The sequence below is a fragment of the Streptomyces sp. NPDC026538 genome, from assembly GCF_055567535.1.
Genome location: NZ_JBVHQG010000002.1, coordinates 30,838 through 47,710, shown reverse-complemented (window position 1 = coordinate 47,710; position 16,873 = coordinate 30,838). Strand labels below are relative to the sequence as shown.

The 16,873-nt window shown below is 68.3% G+C and carries 14 protein-coding genes and 4 pseudogenes; 1 reads left to right on the top strand and 17 read right to left on the bottom strand.

The features are described from left to right. Window positions 1-19: 19 nt before the first annotated feature. From ACZ4N4_RS07170 to ACZ4N4_RS07160, 3 genes and pseudogenes are all read right to left on the bottom strand, one after another. Window positions 20-796: an ABC transporter permease gene (locus ACZ4N4_RS07170; RefSeq protein WP_467585459.1), complete on the bottom strand. Its 777-nt coding sequence runs from the start codon at window positions 794-796 to the stop codon at window positions 20-22. Next, a pseudogene (locus ACZ4N4_RS07165) lies at window positions 793-1,565 on the bottom strand (ABC transporter permease). The gene ACZ4N4_RS07170 and the pseudogene ACZ4N4_RS07165 overlap by 4 nt, the downstream one beginning before the upstream one ends. Before the next feature lie 5 nt (window positions 1,566-1,570). Beyond that, a pseudogene (locus tag ACZ4N4_RS07160) lies at window positions 1,571-1,924 on the bottom strand (ABC transporter substrate-binding protein); the annotation flags it as partial. A gap of 41 nt (window positions 1,925-1,965) precedes the next feature. On the opposite strand from ACZ4N4_RS07160, the gene ACZ4N4_RS07155 reads away from it, so the two are divergent. Then, the gene (locus ACZ4N4_RS07155; protein WP_467585456.1) at window positions 1,966-2,328 is read left to right on the top strand and encodes an IclR family transcriptional regulator domain-containing protein; all 363 of its coding nucleotides are present in this window, start codon (window positions 1,966-1,968) and stop codon (window positions 2,326-2,328) included. Here the strand turns inward: ACZ4N4_RS07155 and ACZ4N4_RS07150 are convergent. From ACZ4N4_RS07150 to ACZ4N4_RS07085, 14 genes and pseudogenes are all read right to left on the bottom strand, one after another. Next, a complete protein-coding gene (locus tag ACZ4N4_RS07150; protein ID WP_467585453.1) occupies window positions 2,279-3,217 on the bottom strand; it encodes a PDR/VanB family oxidoreductase in 939 nt (312 codons plus the stop codon). The two genes, ACZ4N4_RS07155 and ACZ4N4_RS07150, sit on opposite strands and share 50 nt — an antisense overlap. Next, window positions 3,214-3,384 carry a hypothetical protein gene (locus ACZ4N4_RS07145; protein WP_450764699.1) on the bottom strand — a complete coding sequence of 57 codons (171 nt, stop codon included), beginning with the start codon at window positions 3,382-3,384 and terminating at the stop codon, window positions 3,214-3,216. Before ACZ4N4_RS07145 ends, ACZ4N4_RS07150 begins: the two co-directional genes overlap by 4 nt. After that, entirely contained in the window at window positions 3,381-4,445 is a 1,065-nt protein-coding gene (locus ACZ4N4_RS07140) for a Rieske 2Fe-2S domain-containing protein (protein ID WP_467585450.1), read from the bottom strand. Before ACZ4N4_RS07140 ends, ACZ4N4_RS07145 begins: the two co-directional genes overlap by 4 nt. A gap of 618 nt (window positions 4,446-5,063) precedes the next feature. Continuing rightward, window positions 5,064-5,677: pseudogene (locus ACZ4N4_RS07135) on the bottom strand (transposase); the annotation flags it as partial. A 120-nt stretch (window positions 5,678-5,797) separates the two neighbouring features. Continuing rightward, complete coding sequence (locus tag ACZ4N4_RS07130) at window positions 5,798-6,598, bottom strand: enoyl-CoA hydratase/isomerase family protein (RefSeq protein WP_467585447.1); 801 nt, start codon at window positions 6,596-6,598, stop codon at window positions 5,798-5,800. Between the two features lie 123 nt (window positions 6,599-6,721). After that, window positions 6,722-7,174, bottom strand: a pseudogene (locus ACZ4N4_RS07125) (hypothetical protein). A gap of 80 nt (window positions 7,175-7,254) precedes the next feature. After that, the gene (locus tag ACZ4N4_RS07120; RefSeq protein WP_467585444.1) at window positions 7,255-8,226 is read right to left on the bottom strand and encodes an NAD(P)H-dependent flavin oxidoreductase; all 972 of its coding nucleotides are present in this window, start codon (window positions 8,224-8,226) and stop codon (window positions 7,255-7,257) included. Window positions 8,227-8,358: 132 nt separating this feature from the next. After that, window positions 8,359-10,080, bottom strand: a complete 1,722-nt coding sequence (locus tag ACZ4N4_RS07115) for an acyl-CoA dehydrogenase family protein (protein ID WP_467585441.1) — start codon at window positions 10,078-10,080, stop codon at window positions 8,359-8,361. Window positions 10,081-10,138: 58 nt separating this feature from the next. Further along, window positions 10,139-11,089, bottom strand: coding sequence for a 3-hydroxyacyl-CoA dehydrogenase NAD-binding domain-containing protein (locus ACZ4N4_RS07110; RefSeq protein WP_467585438.1), 951 nt, complete (start codon window positions 11,087-11,089; stop codon window positions 10,139-10,141). Then, entirely contained in the window at window positions 11,086-11,838 is a 753-nt protein-coding gene (locus ACZ4N4_RS07105) for an acetoacetate decarboxylase (RefSeq protein WP_467585435.1), read from the bottom strand. Before ACZ4N4_RS07105 ends, ACZ4N4_RS07110 begins: the two co-directional genes overlap by 4 nt. A 2-nt stretch (window positions 11,839-11,840) precedes the next feature. Beyond that, window positions 11,841-12,608, bottom strand: coding sequence for a crotonase/enoyl-CoA hydratase family protein (locus ACZ4N4_RS07100; protein ID WP_467585432.1), 768 nt, complete (start codon window positions 12,606-12,608; stop codon window positions 11,841-11,843). 22 nt (window positions 12,609-12,630) lie between these two features. Further along, window positions 12,631-13,782 carry a CaiB/BaiF CoA transferase family protein gene (locus ACZ4N4_RS07095; RefSeq protein ID WP_467585429.1) on the bottom strand — a complete coding sequence of 384 codons (1,152 nt, stop codon included), beginning with the start codon at window positions 13,780-13,782 and terminating at the stop codon, window positions 12,631-12,633. A gap of 139 nt (window positions 13,783-13,921) precedes the next feature. After that, window positions 13,922-14,839, bottom strand: coding sequence for a LysR family transcriptional regulator (locus ACZ4N4_RS07090; RefSeq protein WP_467585426.1), 918 nt, complete (start codon window positions 14,837-14,839; stop codon window positions 13,922-13,924). Between the two features lie 333 nt (window positions 14,840-15,172). Then, window positions 15,173-16,402, bottom strand: a complete 1,230-nt coding sequence (locus ACZ4N4_RS07085; RefSeq protein WP_467585424.1) for a CaiB/BaiF CoA transferase family protein — start codon at window positions 16,400-16,402, stop codon at window positions 15,173-15,175. Between the last annotated feature and the right edge of the window lie 471 nt (window positions 16,403-16,873).

Below are 16,873 nucleotides of genomic sequence, written 5' to 3'. Positions count from 1 at the left end.
GCCCCTTCACGATGCTCACTCAGGACCGCCGGGTTGTCGCGCGCAGCCCGTGGTACCAGCCGAGCACCCGCCGCTCGACCAGCTGGAAGACCACCGAGAGCGCGAAGCCGAGCAGGCCCAGCAGCAGGATCCCGGTCCACATGTCGGGGATCGCGAAGCCGCGCTGGAACTGCACGATGGGGAAGCCGAGCCCGTTGCTGGCCGCGAACATCTCGCTGATGACCATCAGGATGATCCCGATCGACAGCGCCTGCCGCAGGCCCGCGAAGATCTGCGGACTCGCCGAACGCAGTACCAGCGTACGCAGCCGGGCCAGGCCCGTGATGCCGTAGGAACGGGCCGTCTCCGCCATCACCGGGTCCACCGCCCGTACGCCCTCGACGGTGTTGAGCAGGATCGGCCAGACGCAGCCGCCGGCGATCACCACGATCTTCATGGAGTCGCCGATGCCCGCGAACAGCATGATGACCGGGACCAGGACGGGCGGTGGCACCGCCCGCAGGAATTCGAGGACGGGCTCGCAGACCGCCCGCACCCGCCGGTAGGAGCCGACGACCGTGCCCAGGCCGATGCCCAGCACGGCCGCCGTGGCGTATCCGGCGAGCAGCCGCAGCACACTGCGCAGCAGGTCGTCGCGGAGCCGCTGCCCGGTCCAGACGTCCGGGAAGGTCTTCAGGATGGTGCGCAGCGGCGGCCAGTAGACGTTCGTGCTGCCGTCGGAGGCCACCCACCAGAGCGCGACCAGTACCACGGGCAGGGCCAGCAGGTACACCGCCGTGAGCAGCAGCCGCCTCACACCGTCACCTCCCCGCGCACCGACTGGTGCCAGGCCAGCGCCCGCCGTTCCACCGACCGGGCGCCCACGTTGACGATCAGGCCCAGCAGACCGGTGACCACGATCAGGGCGTACATGTCCGGCACCGCCTGCGAGGTCTGCGCGACGGCGATCTGCTGGCCCAACCCGGGTGCTCCGATGACCAGTTCGGCGGTGATGGTGAGGATCAGGGCGACCGCGGCGGCCAGCCGGACGCCGGTCATCACATACGGCAGCGCGGTCGGCCACAGCACATGGCGGACCCGGGCCCAGGTGCCGAGTCCGTACGACCGCGCCGTCTCCTCGGCGACCGGGTCGACGTCCTGGACGCCGTACATCACCTGGATCAGGACCTGCCAGAAGGAGGCGTAGACGACGAGCAGCAGGACCGAGCGGAGTTCGGTGCCGTAGAGCAGGATGGCGAGGGGGATCAGGGCGACCGAGGGGATCGGGCGGAGGAACTCGACCGTGGACGCGATGGCCTCGCGCAGATGCGGGACGACCGAGAGGACGACGCCCGCCAGGATGCCGCGCCGACCGCGATGGCCAGGCCCGCGGCCCAGCCGGTGAGGGTGTCGCCGAGCGCCGACCAGAAGGCCCCGTCGGCGAGTTCGGTGCCCAGGGCACGGGCGATCCGGCTGGTCGGCGGGAAGTAGTCCGCCTTGACCAGACCGAGTCGCGGCAGCGCCTCGCCGAGGGCGAGGAAGGCCGCGAGCCCGGCCGCACCGAGTGCGGTGTCCAGCCCCTTCACATCCTTCACGGCAGCAGCTTGTCCAGGTCGGGTGCCGTCTTGAAGAGGCCGTCCTGCTCGCTCAGCTTCTCCAGGGTCTCGATCGACGAACGGTTCGGATCGGCCGGCCACTTCGGCAGGGTCACCGCGGCCAGCACGTCCGCGGGGGTCTTGGTGTAGGTGGTGACGATCTGCCGGACCTCGTCCGGGTGCGCGTCCGCGTAGGCCAGCGACTCGGCCGTGGCCTCCTGGAACTTCTTCACGACGTCGGGGTTCTTCTGCGCGTACGTCGCCGAGGTGAAGTACATGGCCACGGTGAGGTTCTTCGCGACGTCGACCAACGGGGAGGCGATCTCGGTGGCGCCCTGGAGCTTCATGGTGGGTCGCGGCGGCCCCGGCCCGGCGGGCGATGGCGGCGACCGTGGCGGTGGGGACGCGCTGTCCGGCCCACCGGACGGCGGCGGGGGCGGTGCTGCTCGCCCACGCGTCCGGGCCCGGCGCATCCGGTCTGGCCGACGCGAAGTTTATTGCCCGTCAGGGATACGCCCTGTTCGAGGACGACCTGGAGGACGGCGTCAGCACACTGGCCGCCCCGCTGCGGGACCGGAGCGGCCAGGTGGTGGCCGGGGTGGTCCTGGCGGTGCACTCCGGCCGGATGTCCACCGCCGCGGTCCGCCGCGACCTGCTGCCGCCGCTGGTCGCGGCGGTGGCACGGATCGAGGCGGACCTGCGGATCACAGATCGAGCACCAGACGCTCCCCTCGGCACCGCGACACACAGATGAGCATGGTCTCCCCGGCCGCCCGCTCCTCCTCGGAGAGCACCGAGTCCCGGTGGTCCGGGTCGCCTTCGAGGACATCCGTCTCGCACGTCCCGCAGGTGCCCTCGGTACAGGAGTAGAGCACCTCGACCCCGGCGCCCCGGACGGTGTCGAGCACGGAGACCCCGGGTGTGACGGTGAGGGTACGGCCGCTCCGCGCGAGGACGACCTCGAACTCGACGTCCCCGCCCGCGCGCCGGGCCTTCGGCCGGAACCGCTCCACCCGCAGGACGCCCGCCGGGCAGTGCTCCTCCACCGCGTCCAGCAGCGGCCCCGGACCGCAGCAGTACACCAGGGTGCCGTCCGGAACGTCGTCCAGTACCGGGCCGAGATCCAGCAGCCCGGTCTCGTCCTGCGGGGCGACGGTGACCCGCTCCCGGCCGTAGCGCGCCAGTTCGCCGGTGAACGCCATGGACCGCCGCGTCCGGCCGCCGTACAGCAGGGTCCACTCGGCGCCCGCGGCCTCGGCGGCGGCCAGCATCGGCAGGATCGGGGTGATGCCGATACCGCCCGCGACGAACCGGTAGCGCGGGGCAGGCTCCAGCCGGAAGTGGTTGCGCGGGCCGCGCACCCGCACCTTGCCGCCGACGCCCAACCGGTCGTGGACGAAGGCGGATCCGCCCCGCCCGTCGGGCTCCCGCAACACCGCGACCCGCCACCCGGAACGGTCCCCGGGATCCCCGCACAGCGAGAACTGGCGCTCCAGCCCGGGCCCGAGCACGACATCGACATGCGCCCCCGGTTCCCAGTACGGAAGTTCCTCGCCGAGTGGATGCCGAAGGGTGAGGGAGACCACCCCGTCGGCCGCGAACGTCCGCTCGCCGACGACGAGTTCGGCTTCGTACAGGCTCATGTCGTGCGCTCCGGGGGCCGGTGTCCTTCGGGGTGGCCGAGCATCCACTCCCACATCTCGACCGGGTCCTGCGCGGTGTGCTCGGCTCCGCAGTGACAGGTGCCGTGCAGCACGTCGGTGCCCGGCAGCCAGTCGATGCGGTAGATCTCACCGGTCGGGGTGTTCACAGGACCTTCTCCGCGGGCTTGTCGCCCTCCTCGACCAGCCGGGCGAGGATACGGCGGGCGGCGAGACCGCCGGTGTCGATGTTGATGCTCAGCTCCTGGTAGCCGGCCCGCTCCGAACCGAGCGTCCGCTGCAGGAGGTTGAGGGCGTCCACGTCCTGCATGACCACGGTGTGGTTGTTGTTCCGCAGGAAGTCGGTGACCTCGGTGTCGTCGGTCGCCCAGTCCCGGGAGACCATCCAGAAGTCGTACACCCTGCCGTCCGAGGACGGGGTGATCGCGTAGGTGATCTCGGTGTGGAAGCCGTTCGGGTCGCTGCCGTCGGCCTCCGGCACCACGCCCACCGGTGCGATCCGGCTGTGCAGCAGATACAGACAGGGCGCGTGGTACTCGATGTCCTGCCAGCGGGTGATCCGCCCCTCGATCCCGGTCGAACGGGCGTAGAACGGCGGGCACTCGGCGTCGTCCATGTGCCTGCGGACCCGCACGACCCCCGCGCCCTCGTCGACCTCCGTGGTGATCGGCGTCTCGGCGACCTCCGGGGTGCCTATGTAGCCACCATGCAGGTAGGTCTCGTGGGAGAGGTCGAGGAGGTTGTCGACGAGGAGGCCGTGGTCCGCGTCGATAGGCTCCATCCCCCGTACGGTCGTCCAGCCCGGGGCGTCGAGGTGCCGGGCCCGTGGGATGGCGTCCGGGTCGGCGAGTCCGGGGTCGCCGATCCAGACCCAGACCAGGGAGTCCTGCTCGACCACCGGGTAGGAGGCGACCCGGGCGGTGCGCGGGACGCGTTTCTGCCCCGGCACGTACACGCACGCGCCGGTGCGGTCGTAGGTGAACCCGTGGTACCCGCACACGATCCGGTCACCGTCGAGCCCGCTCTCCGACAGCGGGTAACGCCGATGCACGCAGCGGTCGTTGAGAGCGACGGGGCGGCCGTCCTCCTCGGCGCGGTAGAACACGAGCGGCTCCCCGAGAACCGTCCGCCCGAGCAACTGCCGCCCGACCTCGTGACTGTAGGCGGCGACGTACCACTGGTTCCTGGCGAAGGCGGTGATGTGCGGCATCGTTGCGGCTCCCGTCGTTGGGTGGTGGCGACATCGTCGGGAAGGGCTGTGCGGGGGCGCAATACGGCTTCCGTGTCACGGAAGAGTGCTTGGAAACTCCCTGGTGGGAGCGCTGATGCGAGGCACTGTGCCGCTGCGCGCCGGCAAGAGAGACAGCAGTCATGCCGTCCGCCCGCGGTGACGGGCGCGTTCATCGGTGACCATCTCATTGAGATATAATGTCCGTTTTATTGCTTCTCTGACGCTTCTTTGGCGGCATACGGCTGGTACAGCGGCAGAAGTTGTATATCTGCAGATCAAGAAGGAGCGTCGCTCTGATCGGAGGCTTCCGGGGCGAATCCGGGTCGAATTCGCCCGCGAGGGGTGTTTTCGCAGGTCACGGTCGTGTTTGGAAGGCGTAACCGGGTGACTGTGAAAGTGGTCGCTGAACCGTGCGGTCTGGGCTGCAGTCGCAAGCAGGTTTTTGGTCTGCTGGTGGTACGGACTCAACACCTCGTTGACCAGCGGAAATGGCAGATGTTGAGGCCCGAGAGGCGGTGTTGGCCCGTGTGTGGTCCGGATCGCGAACAGTCGGCACGAGCTGCTCAGCCGCCCGGATCACAAGATCGTCGACAGAACCCGGATCTTCACGACGATGGCGTCGATCATGACGACTGCGTAGACGGCGTCCAGCGGGCGGTTGCGCCAGGCGTCCAGTTCCTCGCTGACCTTGTCGGTGGCGCGGGAGATCAGGTCCCGGGAGACGTCGACGTCGTAGATCTCCGCCAGGTGGGCCTGGATCTCCCCGGTGGTCAGGCCCTTGGCGTACAACGACAGGATCGCGGCGTCAAAGCCCTGCACCCGCCGGGAGTGCTTGGGCACCACGGCCGGCGTGAAGGACCCGGCCCGGTCCCGGGGAAGGTCCAGCTCGACCGGACCGACGTCGGTCAGCACCTTCTTGCGGGAGGTTCCGTTGCGGGAGTTGCCCGAGCCGGTGCCGGACGCATCACCCCTCTCGTAGCCGAGATGCTCGGTCATCTCCGGTCATCTCGGTCTCCAGGGCTCCTTCCAGGACCAGCTTGACCAGCCCCGACAGCAGCCCGCCCCCGCCCCATGAGGTTCACCCCCTCGCGGCGGGCCCGCTCGATCAACTGCTCGGCCGGATCCCGGTCCAGCTGCGCCGCTCTCGCCAACTCCGCCCCCGTCCGTACGATGTTTGCGCTGTCGCGGGGGCGTTCTTCCTTGATCCCCATGTGTGATCCTTCCCGGCAGAGGTCACACCTCATGCCATCTGGGTCACACCGGGGCATTCGCAATCCTTAGGGCAGTCCCTGCCAGGGCAACAGTGCGGCGGCGGCCAAACTGACGGCCGTTCAGTGGCCGAGGTAGGTGGGCTGTTCCTTGTCGAGGAAGGCCTGAACGGCGATGGCGTGGTCCTGGGAGGCGAGGGCACGGGTCTGCAGTTCGTCCTCCTTGTCCAGGGTTTCGCTGAGCGAGTGGGACGCGGCGAAGGCGAGCGACTCCTTCAGCGCGCCGAGCGCCAGCGTGGGCCCCTCGGCCAGTTGTCTCCCGAAGTCGCGGGCGGCCTGGGCCATCTCGGCGGCCGGGACGACCCGGGTGGCCAGGCCCAGCTCCAGCGCCTCGGCTGCCTTGACGGTACGCGGCAGCATCAGCAGCTCCGTGGCCTTGGCGTGGCCGATCAGTCGCGGCAGCGTCCAGGAGGCGCCGGTGTCGGCGGTGAGCGCGATGCCCGCGAAGGCGGTGTTGAAGCCGGCTGAGTCGGCGACGAGGCGGAAGTCGCAGGCGAAGGCCAGCCCGGCGCCGGCTCCGGCGGCCGCCCCGTTGACGGCGGCCACGGTGGGCTTGCGCATCCCTGCCAGCGCCCTGGCCAGTGGGTTGTAGTACTCGCTGACGCTCGAAAAGACGGCGGGGATGCTGGAGCCGTCCTTGGCCTGGCGCAGTGCGTCGTCCTTGAGGTCCGCCCCGGCGCAGAAGGCCTTGTCGCCGGCGCCGGTGAGCAGAAGGGCGCGTACGGCGGGGTCCTTGGCAGCGGTTGTCACGGTGTCGCGCAGGGCAACCAGGGTGGGGGTGTCCAGGGCGTTCATCGCCTCGGGACGGGTGATGGTGATGACGGCGAGGGGGCCGTCAAGTTCGTAGTCCACGGTGTCGGACACGTTGTTGGTTCTCCTTCTGGAGTCGAAGGTAGGCGGACGACTTCTGGTGAGCCGAGGGCCGGGCGGACGACGCCGGGCCGCCGGTGGGTGATGAGCGGCCCGGCGTCGGCCGCGACAGTTCGATCAGCCCCAGATGCCCGTCAGGGCGCGCACACGGCCGGCCTGGGCTGCTCGCTCGGCGGCGCGCTGCTCGGCGTAGGTCGGTCGGCGGTGCCCTGGAGCAGGGCCTTGGCCGCGACCACAGCGTTACGCGGGGCCTTGAGCACCACCGCGGCCAGCTCGCGAGCGGCGGCGTCCAGCTTTCCGCCGGGCACGGCGAGGGAGGCCAGACCATCCGTACGGGCTCCTCGGCGTGAGCTCGCCGGGAACGCCGTCGGGAGTGAGCTTGGCCCGGTCCAGGCCGCCCGAGAAGGAGACGTCCTCGGCACGGAGCAGGACCACCCGTACGGGGCCGGGCAGGGCACGGCCGACCGCCGCGAGGGCGCGCCAGGTGCCGGGGTGTTGGGCATTGCCCTGCTCGGGTCGGCAGAGCGTGACGGTGGCGAGGGCGTCCTCGACGTCCAGGCGGGTGCCCATGCGGGCCCATTCGGCCTGGTCGGGAGACGGGTTGGTGAGGGATGCGGTCACGGCAACCTCTAGGGTTCCGGTGGGGGGGGTCAGCGGACGACGCTGGGGAGCCGGTCGGTGATGAGCTGCTCGGCTTCGGTGACGATCCGCTGGATCAGCTCCTCCACGGTGGGGACGTCATGGATGAGGCTCTGCGACAGGCCTGCGGTCCAGATTCCGAGATCGAGGTCTCCGACCTCGAAGACCTTGCGGCCGCGGGCTCCGGCCACCAGTTCGCGCACGTCCTCGAACTTGGCGCCGGCGTTGAGCCTCTTCACGACTTCCACGCTCACCGCGTTGCGGGCGACCCGGGCGGTGTTGCCGAGGGTCCGGAAGATCAGTTCGGTGTCCCGCTCGCTCGACCGGACGATCTGCTTCTTGACCTTCTCGTGCACCGGTGCCTCGGCGGTGGCGAGGAACCGTGTGCCCATGTTGATGCCGTCGGCGCCCAGTGCGAGCGCGGCGACCAGGCCGCGGCCGTCGGCGAAGCCGCCGGACGCGATCATCGGGACGGAGATCTCCCGAGCTGCCACGGGGATCAGGACCAGGCCGGGAACGTCGTCCTCGCCCGGGTGACCGGCGCATTCGAACCCGTCGATGGAGATGCCGTCCACGCCCAGTCCCTGTGCCTTGACGGCATGGCGGACGCTGGTGCACTTGTGCAGTACCTTCACCCCGGCCGCCTTGAACGCGGGCATGTGCTCCGCGGGGCTGGAGCCTGCCGTCTCCACCACCGTGACTCCGGACTCGATGATCGCGTCGCGGTACTCGGCGTACGGCGGCAGGTTGATCGTGGGCAGCATCGTCAGGTTGACGCCGAAGTTCTTGTCGGTCATCTCCCGGCACCGGATGATCTCCTTGGCCAGGGCCTCGGGCGAGGGCTGGGTCAGCGCCGTGAGAAGACCGAGTCCGCCGGCGTTGGCGACCGCCGAGACCAGTTCAGCCCGGCCCACCCACTGCATTCCGCCCTGAACGATGGGGTACTCGACATCGAAGACGTCACAGAACGCTGTCCGTATCATTGTCCACTCCTAGGTTAGTGATTGATCCATAATTACGAGCCGCCGGTTGCGGCTCGTGGCGACTAGGGAAGTTTCCCGGCGCTGCCTGACCCGTCCGGGGCCGGTCAGGCAGCGGGCTTGGGCGGGTAGGGGCTACGGCTGCATCTCGTACGCGCCGGACAGCGCCTCGACCTGGGACCAGACGCGGGCGTAGCGCTCCGCGTCGGGGGCCGGGCGGCGGACGGCGGCCTTGGCCCAGGCGACCTGGGCGTCGGTGGCGGCCGCCTTGCCGTACAGGTCGGTGGCGAAGCCGGAGAAGTCCCGGATCAGCACGTCGAAGAGCTCGTCCACCACGTCGGTGTCCAGGCCGGTCAGCTCGGCCTGCTCCAGGATCAGCTGGCCGTAGACCACCAGAGCGAAGAGCTGGGTGACAGAGAGCGAGAAGTCGAGGTCCTTCAGCTGCTCCTTGGTGGGGGCGTTGTCGGTGAGCAGCTCGCACAGCGCGTCGGCCTGCTCGCGGAAGCGGGCGACGTTGGGCAGCTTGGCGAACCGGTCGTAGGGGGCGCGCCAGTCGGCGAAGCGGATGGCGCCCAGGCCGTGCGCCGGACCCTGGTGGAAGAGGAAGGTGTCGTCCGCCGCCTCGAGGCGGGTCGGCACGGGCGCGTACTCGACCGGGTTGAACAGGTAGTTCGACATGAACTTCTGGATCAGGGCGAGGTTGACGTGAACCGTGCCCTCCAGCTTCGGCAGGCCGCGGATGTCCTTGGCGGCCTTGTCGAAGTAGGTGTCCTTCTCGAAGCCCTTGGCCGCGATGACGTCCCACAGCAGGTCGATGACCTTCTCGGCCTCGGTGGTGACCTTCATCTTGGTCATGGGGTTGAAGAGCAGGTAGCGGCGGTCGTCGGCGTTGGCGGAGCGGAAGTAGTCGACGGCGCGGTCGCTGAAGAGCTTCATGCCGATCAGGCGGACGTAGGCGTCGGTGAACTCCCGGCGCACGTGCGGGAAGTTGGTGACCGGCTTGCCGTACAGGTAGCGGTTGTGGGAGTGGGTGACCGCCTCGTACATGGCGTGCGTGCAGATGCCGATACCGTCGGCGCACAGGTTGAACTTGCCGACGTTGACGGTGTTGAGGGCGGCGGAGAAGGCATCCTCACCGGTGTGCATGATGATCTCGGCCGACACCGGGTAGTCCTCGAGACGGAACTCGCTGACGTAGTGCTGCGCGCTCACCACGTTCTTCACCAGGTGGTAGTTCGGGTGACGGCTGTCGGCGGTGAAGAAGACATAGCCCTCGGGGCCCTCGATGTCGGAGCGGCGGCCGAAGACGGAGACCACGCCTGCGACGTTTCCGTTGCCGATGTAGTACTTGGAGCCGTTGGCGCGGAAGCCGCCCTTGCCGTCGGGGGTGAGGACCATGTCCGTCTGGTAGATGTCGGCGCCGTGGGTCTTCTCGGACAGGCCGAACGCCGCCACATGCCCCTCGGAGAGCAGCTTCGCCGTCTTGGCGCGCACCTGCTCGTTGGCGCTCTGCCACACCGGGCCGAGGCCGAGGATGGTGACCTGCCAGGTGTACCAGTAAGACTGGCCGTAGAAGCCGAGGATCTCGTTGAGGGCGGCGTTACGGGCGGTGTCCCAGCGCTTGTTCTCGTCGCCCTCGGCGTCGGAGGACGGGGTGAGGAAGGTGGCGAACAGCCCCTCCTTGGCTGCGAACTCCAGGAAGTCCGCCGTAAAGACATGATCGTTGTAGTCGTCCATCAGCTGGTTCTTGCCGCGGTTCTCGAACCAGTCGATCGTGGCCCGCAGCAGTCGACGGGTCTCCGGGTCGAAGTGCTTCGGGTCGTAGGTGCGCGGGTTGAGAAGTAGGTCGTTAGACATTGCGTGATCCTTATGAGTGCGGGTCTTGTTGTCCGGCGGGGCCATAGCGGCTCCCGTCTCAAGTGCTCTCTTTGCCTGTTTTGCTTGCCTGTTGCAGTGCGGACAGGACGGCGAGTTGCTTGCGGTCGCGCAGCTCGCCGAGCTCCGTGGACGGGGAGGTGCCGTAGGCCTTTTCGACGGCCTTGATGGCCTGCTCCTCGAGTTCGGGGTCCTGGGAAGGTTCGCCGAGGGTGATCGACTTGCTCATGGACTTGCCGATGTGTGTGACGATGTGCCGGTAGCCGCCGGGGCCGCCGCCGAGGTGCTGTCCGAGGAAGAGTCCGACGGTGGCCCAGCGGATGCCGAGGGAGTTGGTGAGGACCTTGTCGATGTCCTGCGGGCTGACCACGCCCTGCTGGACGAGGTAGGTGGCCTCGCGGCTGATCGCGTGCTGCAGGCGGTTGCCGACGAAGCCAGGGATCTCCTTGTGCAGGACGACGGGGGTGCGGTCGAGGAAGGTGTAGAAGTCGACGGCCTTCTGGACGGCGTCCTTGCTGGTGCGCTCACCCGGTACGACCTCGACGAGCGGGATCTGATGGGGCGGGTTGAAGGGGTGGCCGATGAGGATCCGGTCCGCGTCCTGGATCTCCTTGGTGAAGGCGGTGGCGGGGATCGCGGAGGAGGAGCTGAGCAGCAGCGCGTGTTTCGGCGCCTCGCGGACCAGGGTGGCGAACAGGTCCTTCTTGAACTCGACGTTCTCCGGGCCGTTCTCCTGGACGATGTCGGCGTCGCGGACCGCTTCGGTGACGCCCGCGGCGATGTGGACGTGGGCAGCGAGGCCACTCACGTCCAAGCCCTGGGCGGTCAGGTGCGGGGCGAACTGCTCCAGTGCGTCGGCGACGGCTTCGGCAAGGTCCGGGCGCGGGTCGCTGACGCGGACGGTCATGCCGTGGGCGGCGAACAGGGCTGTCCAGGACAGGCCGATGGTTCCTGCGCCGATCACGGCGGCGGTGCGGAACGGCCGGCTCATCGCGCGCCTTCCTTCAGGTAGTCGAAGACCGGCTTGGCCCCGGCGAGGGTCAGGTCGGTGTTGATGTGGCTGGCGGAGACGGCCTCGAGGACGGGCAGATCGGCCAGGGGGGCGAGGGCGTGCTGGAACAGTTGCAGCCGGGCGGGTCCGGTGTAGGCCTCCTTGACGACGATGTCGGTGATCTGGGTGCGGACCAGTTCTTGCACGCGCGGGGTGCCGTCGTAGCCGGGGATGATCTTGAGCATGAAGGTCGGCGTCGTGATCTGCGCTTCAGCCTGACGCTTGTCGAGCTCGTAGTGCTTGTAGCCCATGGTGGCGGTGGCGACGCGCAGCGTGCCGAAGTCGATGGTGCCGACCAGCGTGGGGCCGTCGACGTACAGCTTCGGCGCGCCGATGACCTTCGGGTAGGCGCTGAGTTCGCGTCCGGCCGCGGTGGCCGGGAAGTTGTCGAGGTACATCGAGTGCAGATACTCGCCCCGTTCGCCCTCGAAGGTGACCGGGATGACCAGGCCGCCCTCGGTGTAGGGGCCGTAGGCGGTGACCTCGTTCATCTTCATGATCTCGAACCGGACCAGCGGCTCGTGGGCGTCGATCTGCAGGGGCTCGGGGACGACGGCGCGCAGCGCGTCGGCGTCGGTGCGGTAGACGATGTTGAGGTATTCGCGGTCGGTGAACCGGGCCACCACCGGCGCATACGCCGGGTTCGACAGCGGGGTGTCCACCAGACGGCGAACGTCTTCGATCTTCATTTCTACTTTCCCGTCCACTTCGGGGCGCGGCGCTCGGCGAAGGCGGTCATGCCCTCGTGGACATCGGCCGAGGCCATCAGGCCGTTCATGATCGTGCGCTGTGCGGCGAACGCGTCCCTCTCCGGGCGGCCGTCCGCGGCTCGCGCGAGCTGCTTGACCGCGGCAAGCGCGAGCGGAGCGTTCGCCACGAGCTGCTCGGCCAGTTGCAGCGCGACGGCGGTGGCCTCACCGCTGAGGGCGACCCGGTTGACCAAGCCCAGCTCCGCGGCGTGACGACCGCTGACCGGGTCGCCGGTCAGCAGGAACTCCATCGCCAGGTGATAGGGGATCCGCTTGGGCAGCCGGATCACGCCGCCCCCCGCGGCGATCAGTCCGCGCTTGACCTCGGGCAGTCCGAACTTCGCGTCTCCGGCGGCGACGATCAGGTCGCAGCCCAGCGCCAGTTCGAACCCTCCGCCCATGGCGAAGCCCTCGACGGCGGCGATCAGTGGCTTGGTCAGCTCGGCCTCGGTCAGTCCGCCGAAGCCTCGGCCCTCGACCTCCGGCGACTCGCCCTTCAGGGCAGCCTTGAGGTCCATACCGGCGCAGAAGGTGCCCCCCGCCCCCGTCAGGACGCCGACGCGAAGCGCGGGGTCGGATTCCAGCTCGTCCAGCGCGGCGGCCAGGCCGGCTGCCACAGCCGCGTTTACGGCATTGCGGGCCTTGGGACGGTCGATCGTGATCAGCAGCGTCGAGCCGACCCGCTCGGCGCGTACTTCGGTGGTGCTCATGGCTGTGTTCTCCTCCCTGGATTCAGCCGGCGAGTTCGGCAAGGACGTCGGCGGTGTCCTGGCCCGGCAGGGGGGCCGGGCGGCGGATGGAACCTGGCGTGGCGGAGAACCTGACCGGGATGCCGATCTGGCGGATCAGGCCCTCGGTGGGGTGCTCGACGGCGTCGAGGAGGTGGCCGTCGCGGACGTAGTCGTCCTCGTGCGCGTGCTCCAGCTCCAGCACCGGTCCCATCGGGATGCTGTGCTTGGCGCACACTTCGGCCCACTCCTCCGTGGTGAGCGCTTGGGCGCACTCGTCGACCAGGTCGTACAGGTCGTTGTCGATGAGGTTGAAGTTCTCGGTGTTCACCCGTGGGTCGGCGGCCAGGTCGGGGCGGCCGGCGGCGTTGAAGACGTCGCGATAGTTCTGCGCGCTGTAGGGCATCACGCAGGCCAGACCGTCCTTGGTACGGCGTGCCCTGTGGCCAGGGAGCATCGACAGCGGGAAGCCGGTGGGGCCCTCGGCCGGCTCATACACGTGCCCGGCGAGGTGCTCGACCAGGTTGAACGCGATCATCGTGTCGGTCATCGGGATCTCGACGTGCTGGCCTTGACCGCTGCGGCCGCGATGCACCAGAGCGGCCAGCAGGCTGTAGAGGATGGTCAGCCCGGCGACCTTGTCCGCGAGGATGGACGGCAGGATCATCGGCGTGCCCAGCACGCGGTCGGCGATGTCGACCAGCCCGGAAGCCGCCTGCACCGTCTCGTCGTAGGCCGCGATGCCGGCTCGGTCCGAATCGCTGCGGAAACCCTGCGCCTGCGCGTAGACCAAGCCAGGGTTGCGAGCAGCGACGTCCTGATAGGTCATGCCCAGGCGAGCCAGCGCACGGGGGCGCATGTTGGTGATCAGCGCGTCAGCGGTGTCGATCAACCGCAGAGCCTGCTCATGCTCGGCCGGATCCTTCAGATTGAGTGCCACACTGCGCTTGTTGCGGTTCACGTTCAGATGCAGCGACGTCATACCCGGCGTGGTCCGGTACGGACCCATCCTGATGGTGTCCCCGGGGGACTCGATCTTGATCACATCGGCGCCAAGGTCACCCAATATCTGTGCCGCGTACGGGCCCATCACCACGGTGGACATGTCGATGATGCGCACCCCGTCCAGCGGCCCAGCAGCAGTTGCGTTCGCCATTCTTCGCTCCTTTCGAGCTGCTCCATTGCTCAACACAGACGCTAATGCAGAATGGCGGAGGGTGGAATTGCTGTTTGGTCAACAACGGTGTGACCCTAGGGGGCACACCGTTTTCCAGGCGGATTTGTCGAGGATTTGGTCAGGTGTGGATGGGGCGGTCGGTGAAGACCTCGCGGGCCGCGTCGATCAGTTCGCCCAGGTCGCCGCCCTCGGCGCGGTCGCGACGCCAGAGCAGGGCGGTTTCCAGATGGGGATGGAAATCCGTGAACGGAAGTGCCGCGATGCCCTCCACCTGGTAGCCCCGCATTGGGCTTTCCGGGTCGAATATCGAAATACTGAAGCCCATTCCGCTGGAAACTACCTCGTAGACGCCGCGATATCCGGTGTCGCTTTCGCTCAGATTTATGCGTTTCTTGATCCCGTGCTCCCACAATTCGCGGTCCAGCAGGTCGAAATACGCGGGCCGCAATTCTTTCGGAGGTTCCACATAGGGCAGGTCGGTCAGCTCGGTCAGTGAGACGGAGTCCTGCCCGGCGAACTGGTCGGCCGGCATCAGCGCCCCCAGCTGCTCCGACATCACGTGCAGCTGGTCCAGGGCGGGGTCGCTGACCGGGAGCCGAGCCAGGGTCAGTGCCAGCTTGCCCTCGTGCACGGCAGTGACCAGCGCGGAGGTGCTGCCGGGCCAGCGCTTGAGCTCGAACCGCTCATGGACACGCTCGGTGAGGGCGTTGACGCGGGCCCGCAGCAGGGGGTGCACCCCATCGGGCATGCCGAGGAACACGGTGGTGAGCCGAGGCCGGACCGCCTCGTTCAGCCGCCACTGGAGGGAATTGGCCTGCTCCAGCATCTCCTGCGCCAGCGGCACCAGTGCTGTGCCGGCCGGGGTGAGGGTGACGTGGTGGGTATCGCGATCGAACAGCTGGTGGCCGAGCTCGCGCTCCAGATTGCGGATCTGCCGGCTCAGCGGCGAGGTCGCCATGTGCAGCCGACGAGCTGCGGCAGAGAAGTTCAGCTCCTCGGCAACCGCGACGAAATACCGCAAATGCAGCAATTCCACGTGGTCAACCTTAGCCCTGCACCGGATAGTCGTGTTCTACGGTCAGGCGGAACTGGTAGTCGTGAAGGTCGGCTGCGACGCAGGGCGCGGCGCACGCGAGTAACACCCGCCCTTGCCGTTCGGGCAGCCCTGTTGAAAGGGCTCAAGCAGCTGATGTGTTCCAGTCCGCAGGGGAGTGCCGTTCGTCCAGGGTGGCGATTCCCTCCCCGGCTTGCCGGTTGACCGCGTTTCGCTGTTCCGGTCGGTTGATCTCCAATGTCAGGACGCCTTCTCTGGCCTCGCGTACACCAGGTTCGGGTCGGATGCTGTTGCCTTCCGTCTGGGACGCTCGGGTCAGGGGCTGGCCGCTTGTGCCGAGCCGCCCGCTGCTCCTTCGGCGATGAGCCGTGCGATCTCGTCTTCGCTGTAGCCCAGTTCGGTGAGGACTTCAGTGGTGTGCTGGCCAATGGTGGGGCAGTGGCGGCGTACTCGGGAGGGGGAGGCGGAGAACCGTACCGGTGGCTGGATCACCCGGTGGGGGCCCTCGGTAGGGTGCTCCTCCACCGTCAGCAGTCCGCCCTCCGTGATGTAGGGGTCCTGCGTGACCTCCGCGGCCGTGAGCACCGGCGCGAAGGGAATGCTGTACGCGACGCACAGCTGCTCCCATTCCGCTGTGGTCTTCTCCCCGGCCAGTTCCTCGATAAGTTCGTACAGCTCGGCAGCGTGCTGAGCGAGGCTGCGGGTGGAGGCGAATCTCTCGTCCTCCGCCAGTTCTGGTCTGCCAGCCGCGTGGAAGAAGTCCCTGATGTTCTTCGGCGTGTAGGGCATGATGCACGCCCAGCCGTCGCTGGTGGCGGAGGCACGGTGCATGGGTGTGATGGTCCGGGAGTAACCCATGGGTCCGGCCGCCGGTAGGAAGGTGTTCCCCACGAGGTGCTCGAGCAGGTTGAAGGTCAGCAGGGTGTCGGTCATCGGCACCTCCACGTGCTGCCCCTCGCCGGTGCGCAGGCGGTGCGCCAGCGCGGCCAGCACCGAGTACACGATGGTCAGCGCGCAGAGCTTGTCGGCCAGGATGGTGGGTACGTAGTACGGGGTGCCGGTGAGGCGCTGCATCAGGTAGACCATCCCGGACGCCGCCTGGACGACCTCGTCGTAGGCGGCTCGGTCGGCGAATCGTGAATCGCTCCGGAACCCCTGCGCATGGCAGTACACCAGACGAGGGTTGTGCTCGGCCAGGACCGGATGCTCCAGCCGCAGCCGCTGCAGGGCGCCGGGGCGCATATTCGTCACCACCACATCGGCGGTCTCGACCAGCTTGAGGAATGCTTCGCGGCCCTCCGGCATCTTCAGGTTCAGGCCGAGACTGCGTTTGTTGCGGTTGACGTGGAGTGCCAGAGCGGACATGCCCGGGTGCAACTGCGGGAAGGACGACCGGGACACGTCGCCGCTCGGGGCTTCGACCTTGATCACATCTGCCCCGAGGTCGCCCAGGATCTGCGCGGCGTAGGGCCCCATGACCACGGTCGACAGGTCTAGCACCCGAATGCCCGACAGCGCACTGGGGAGCTCGTTCTCGGTGTCCACAAGAGGCCTCTCTTCAAGAAGCCCTCTCTTTGCACCCTTGAAGGTTCGGCGGGGACGATGCGGCGACCTGCACGCGGGAGAAGGCCACGTCGATGCTGTGCAGATGCATTCCCTGATGGAGCAAAGGGTCGCTACCAACGCATCACGCGTGGTAGGTCTGCGCAACTCGAGAGTTGGGTCGATGCGCCCGACGACGCCTGCTTGTACGGGCCTGCGGCCATCCCGAACCTGCACCGGTCAGTTGTCTCAGCAGGCCGGCCGCCGCGGGATACCGCGATGCCCCGATTGGGGGCGGCTTACCCAGCCGCCGGCCGTAACGGCCGACATCGCTTCGACCAATGTCGATGGGCCAGGAAGCCTCGCAGTGTCCGGGCCCGTAGAAACCGGCGCAGCCGTGGCGTCACACGAGGCGCGTTCCGCACCGGCCTGGCGGACGGGCTGAGCGCCCGACCTGCCGCGTACGGGCAAGGT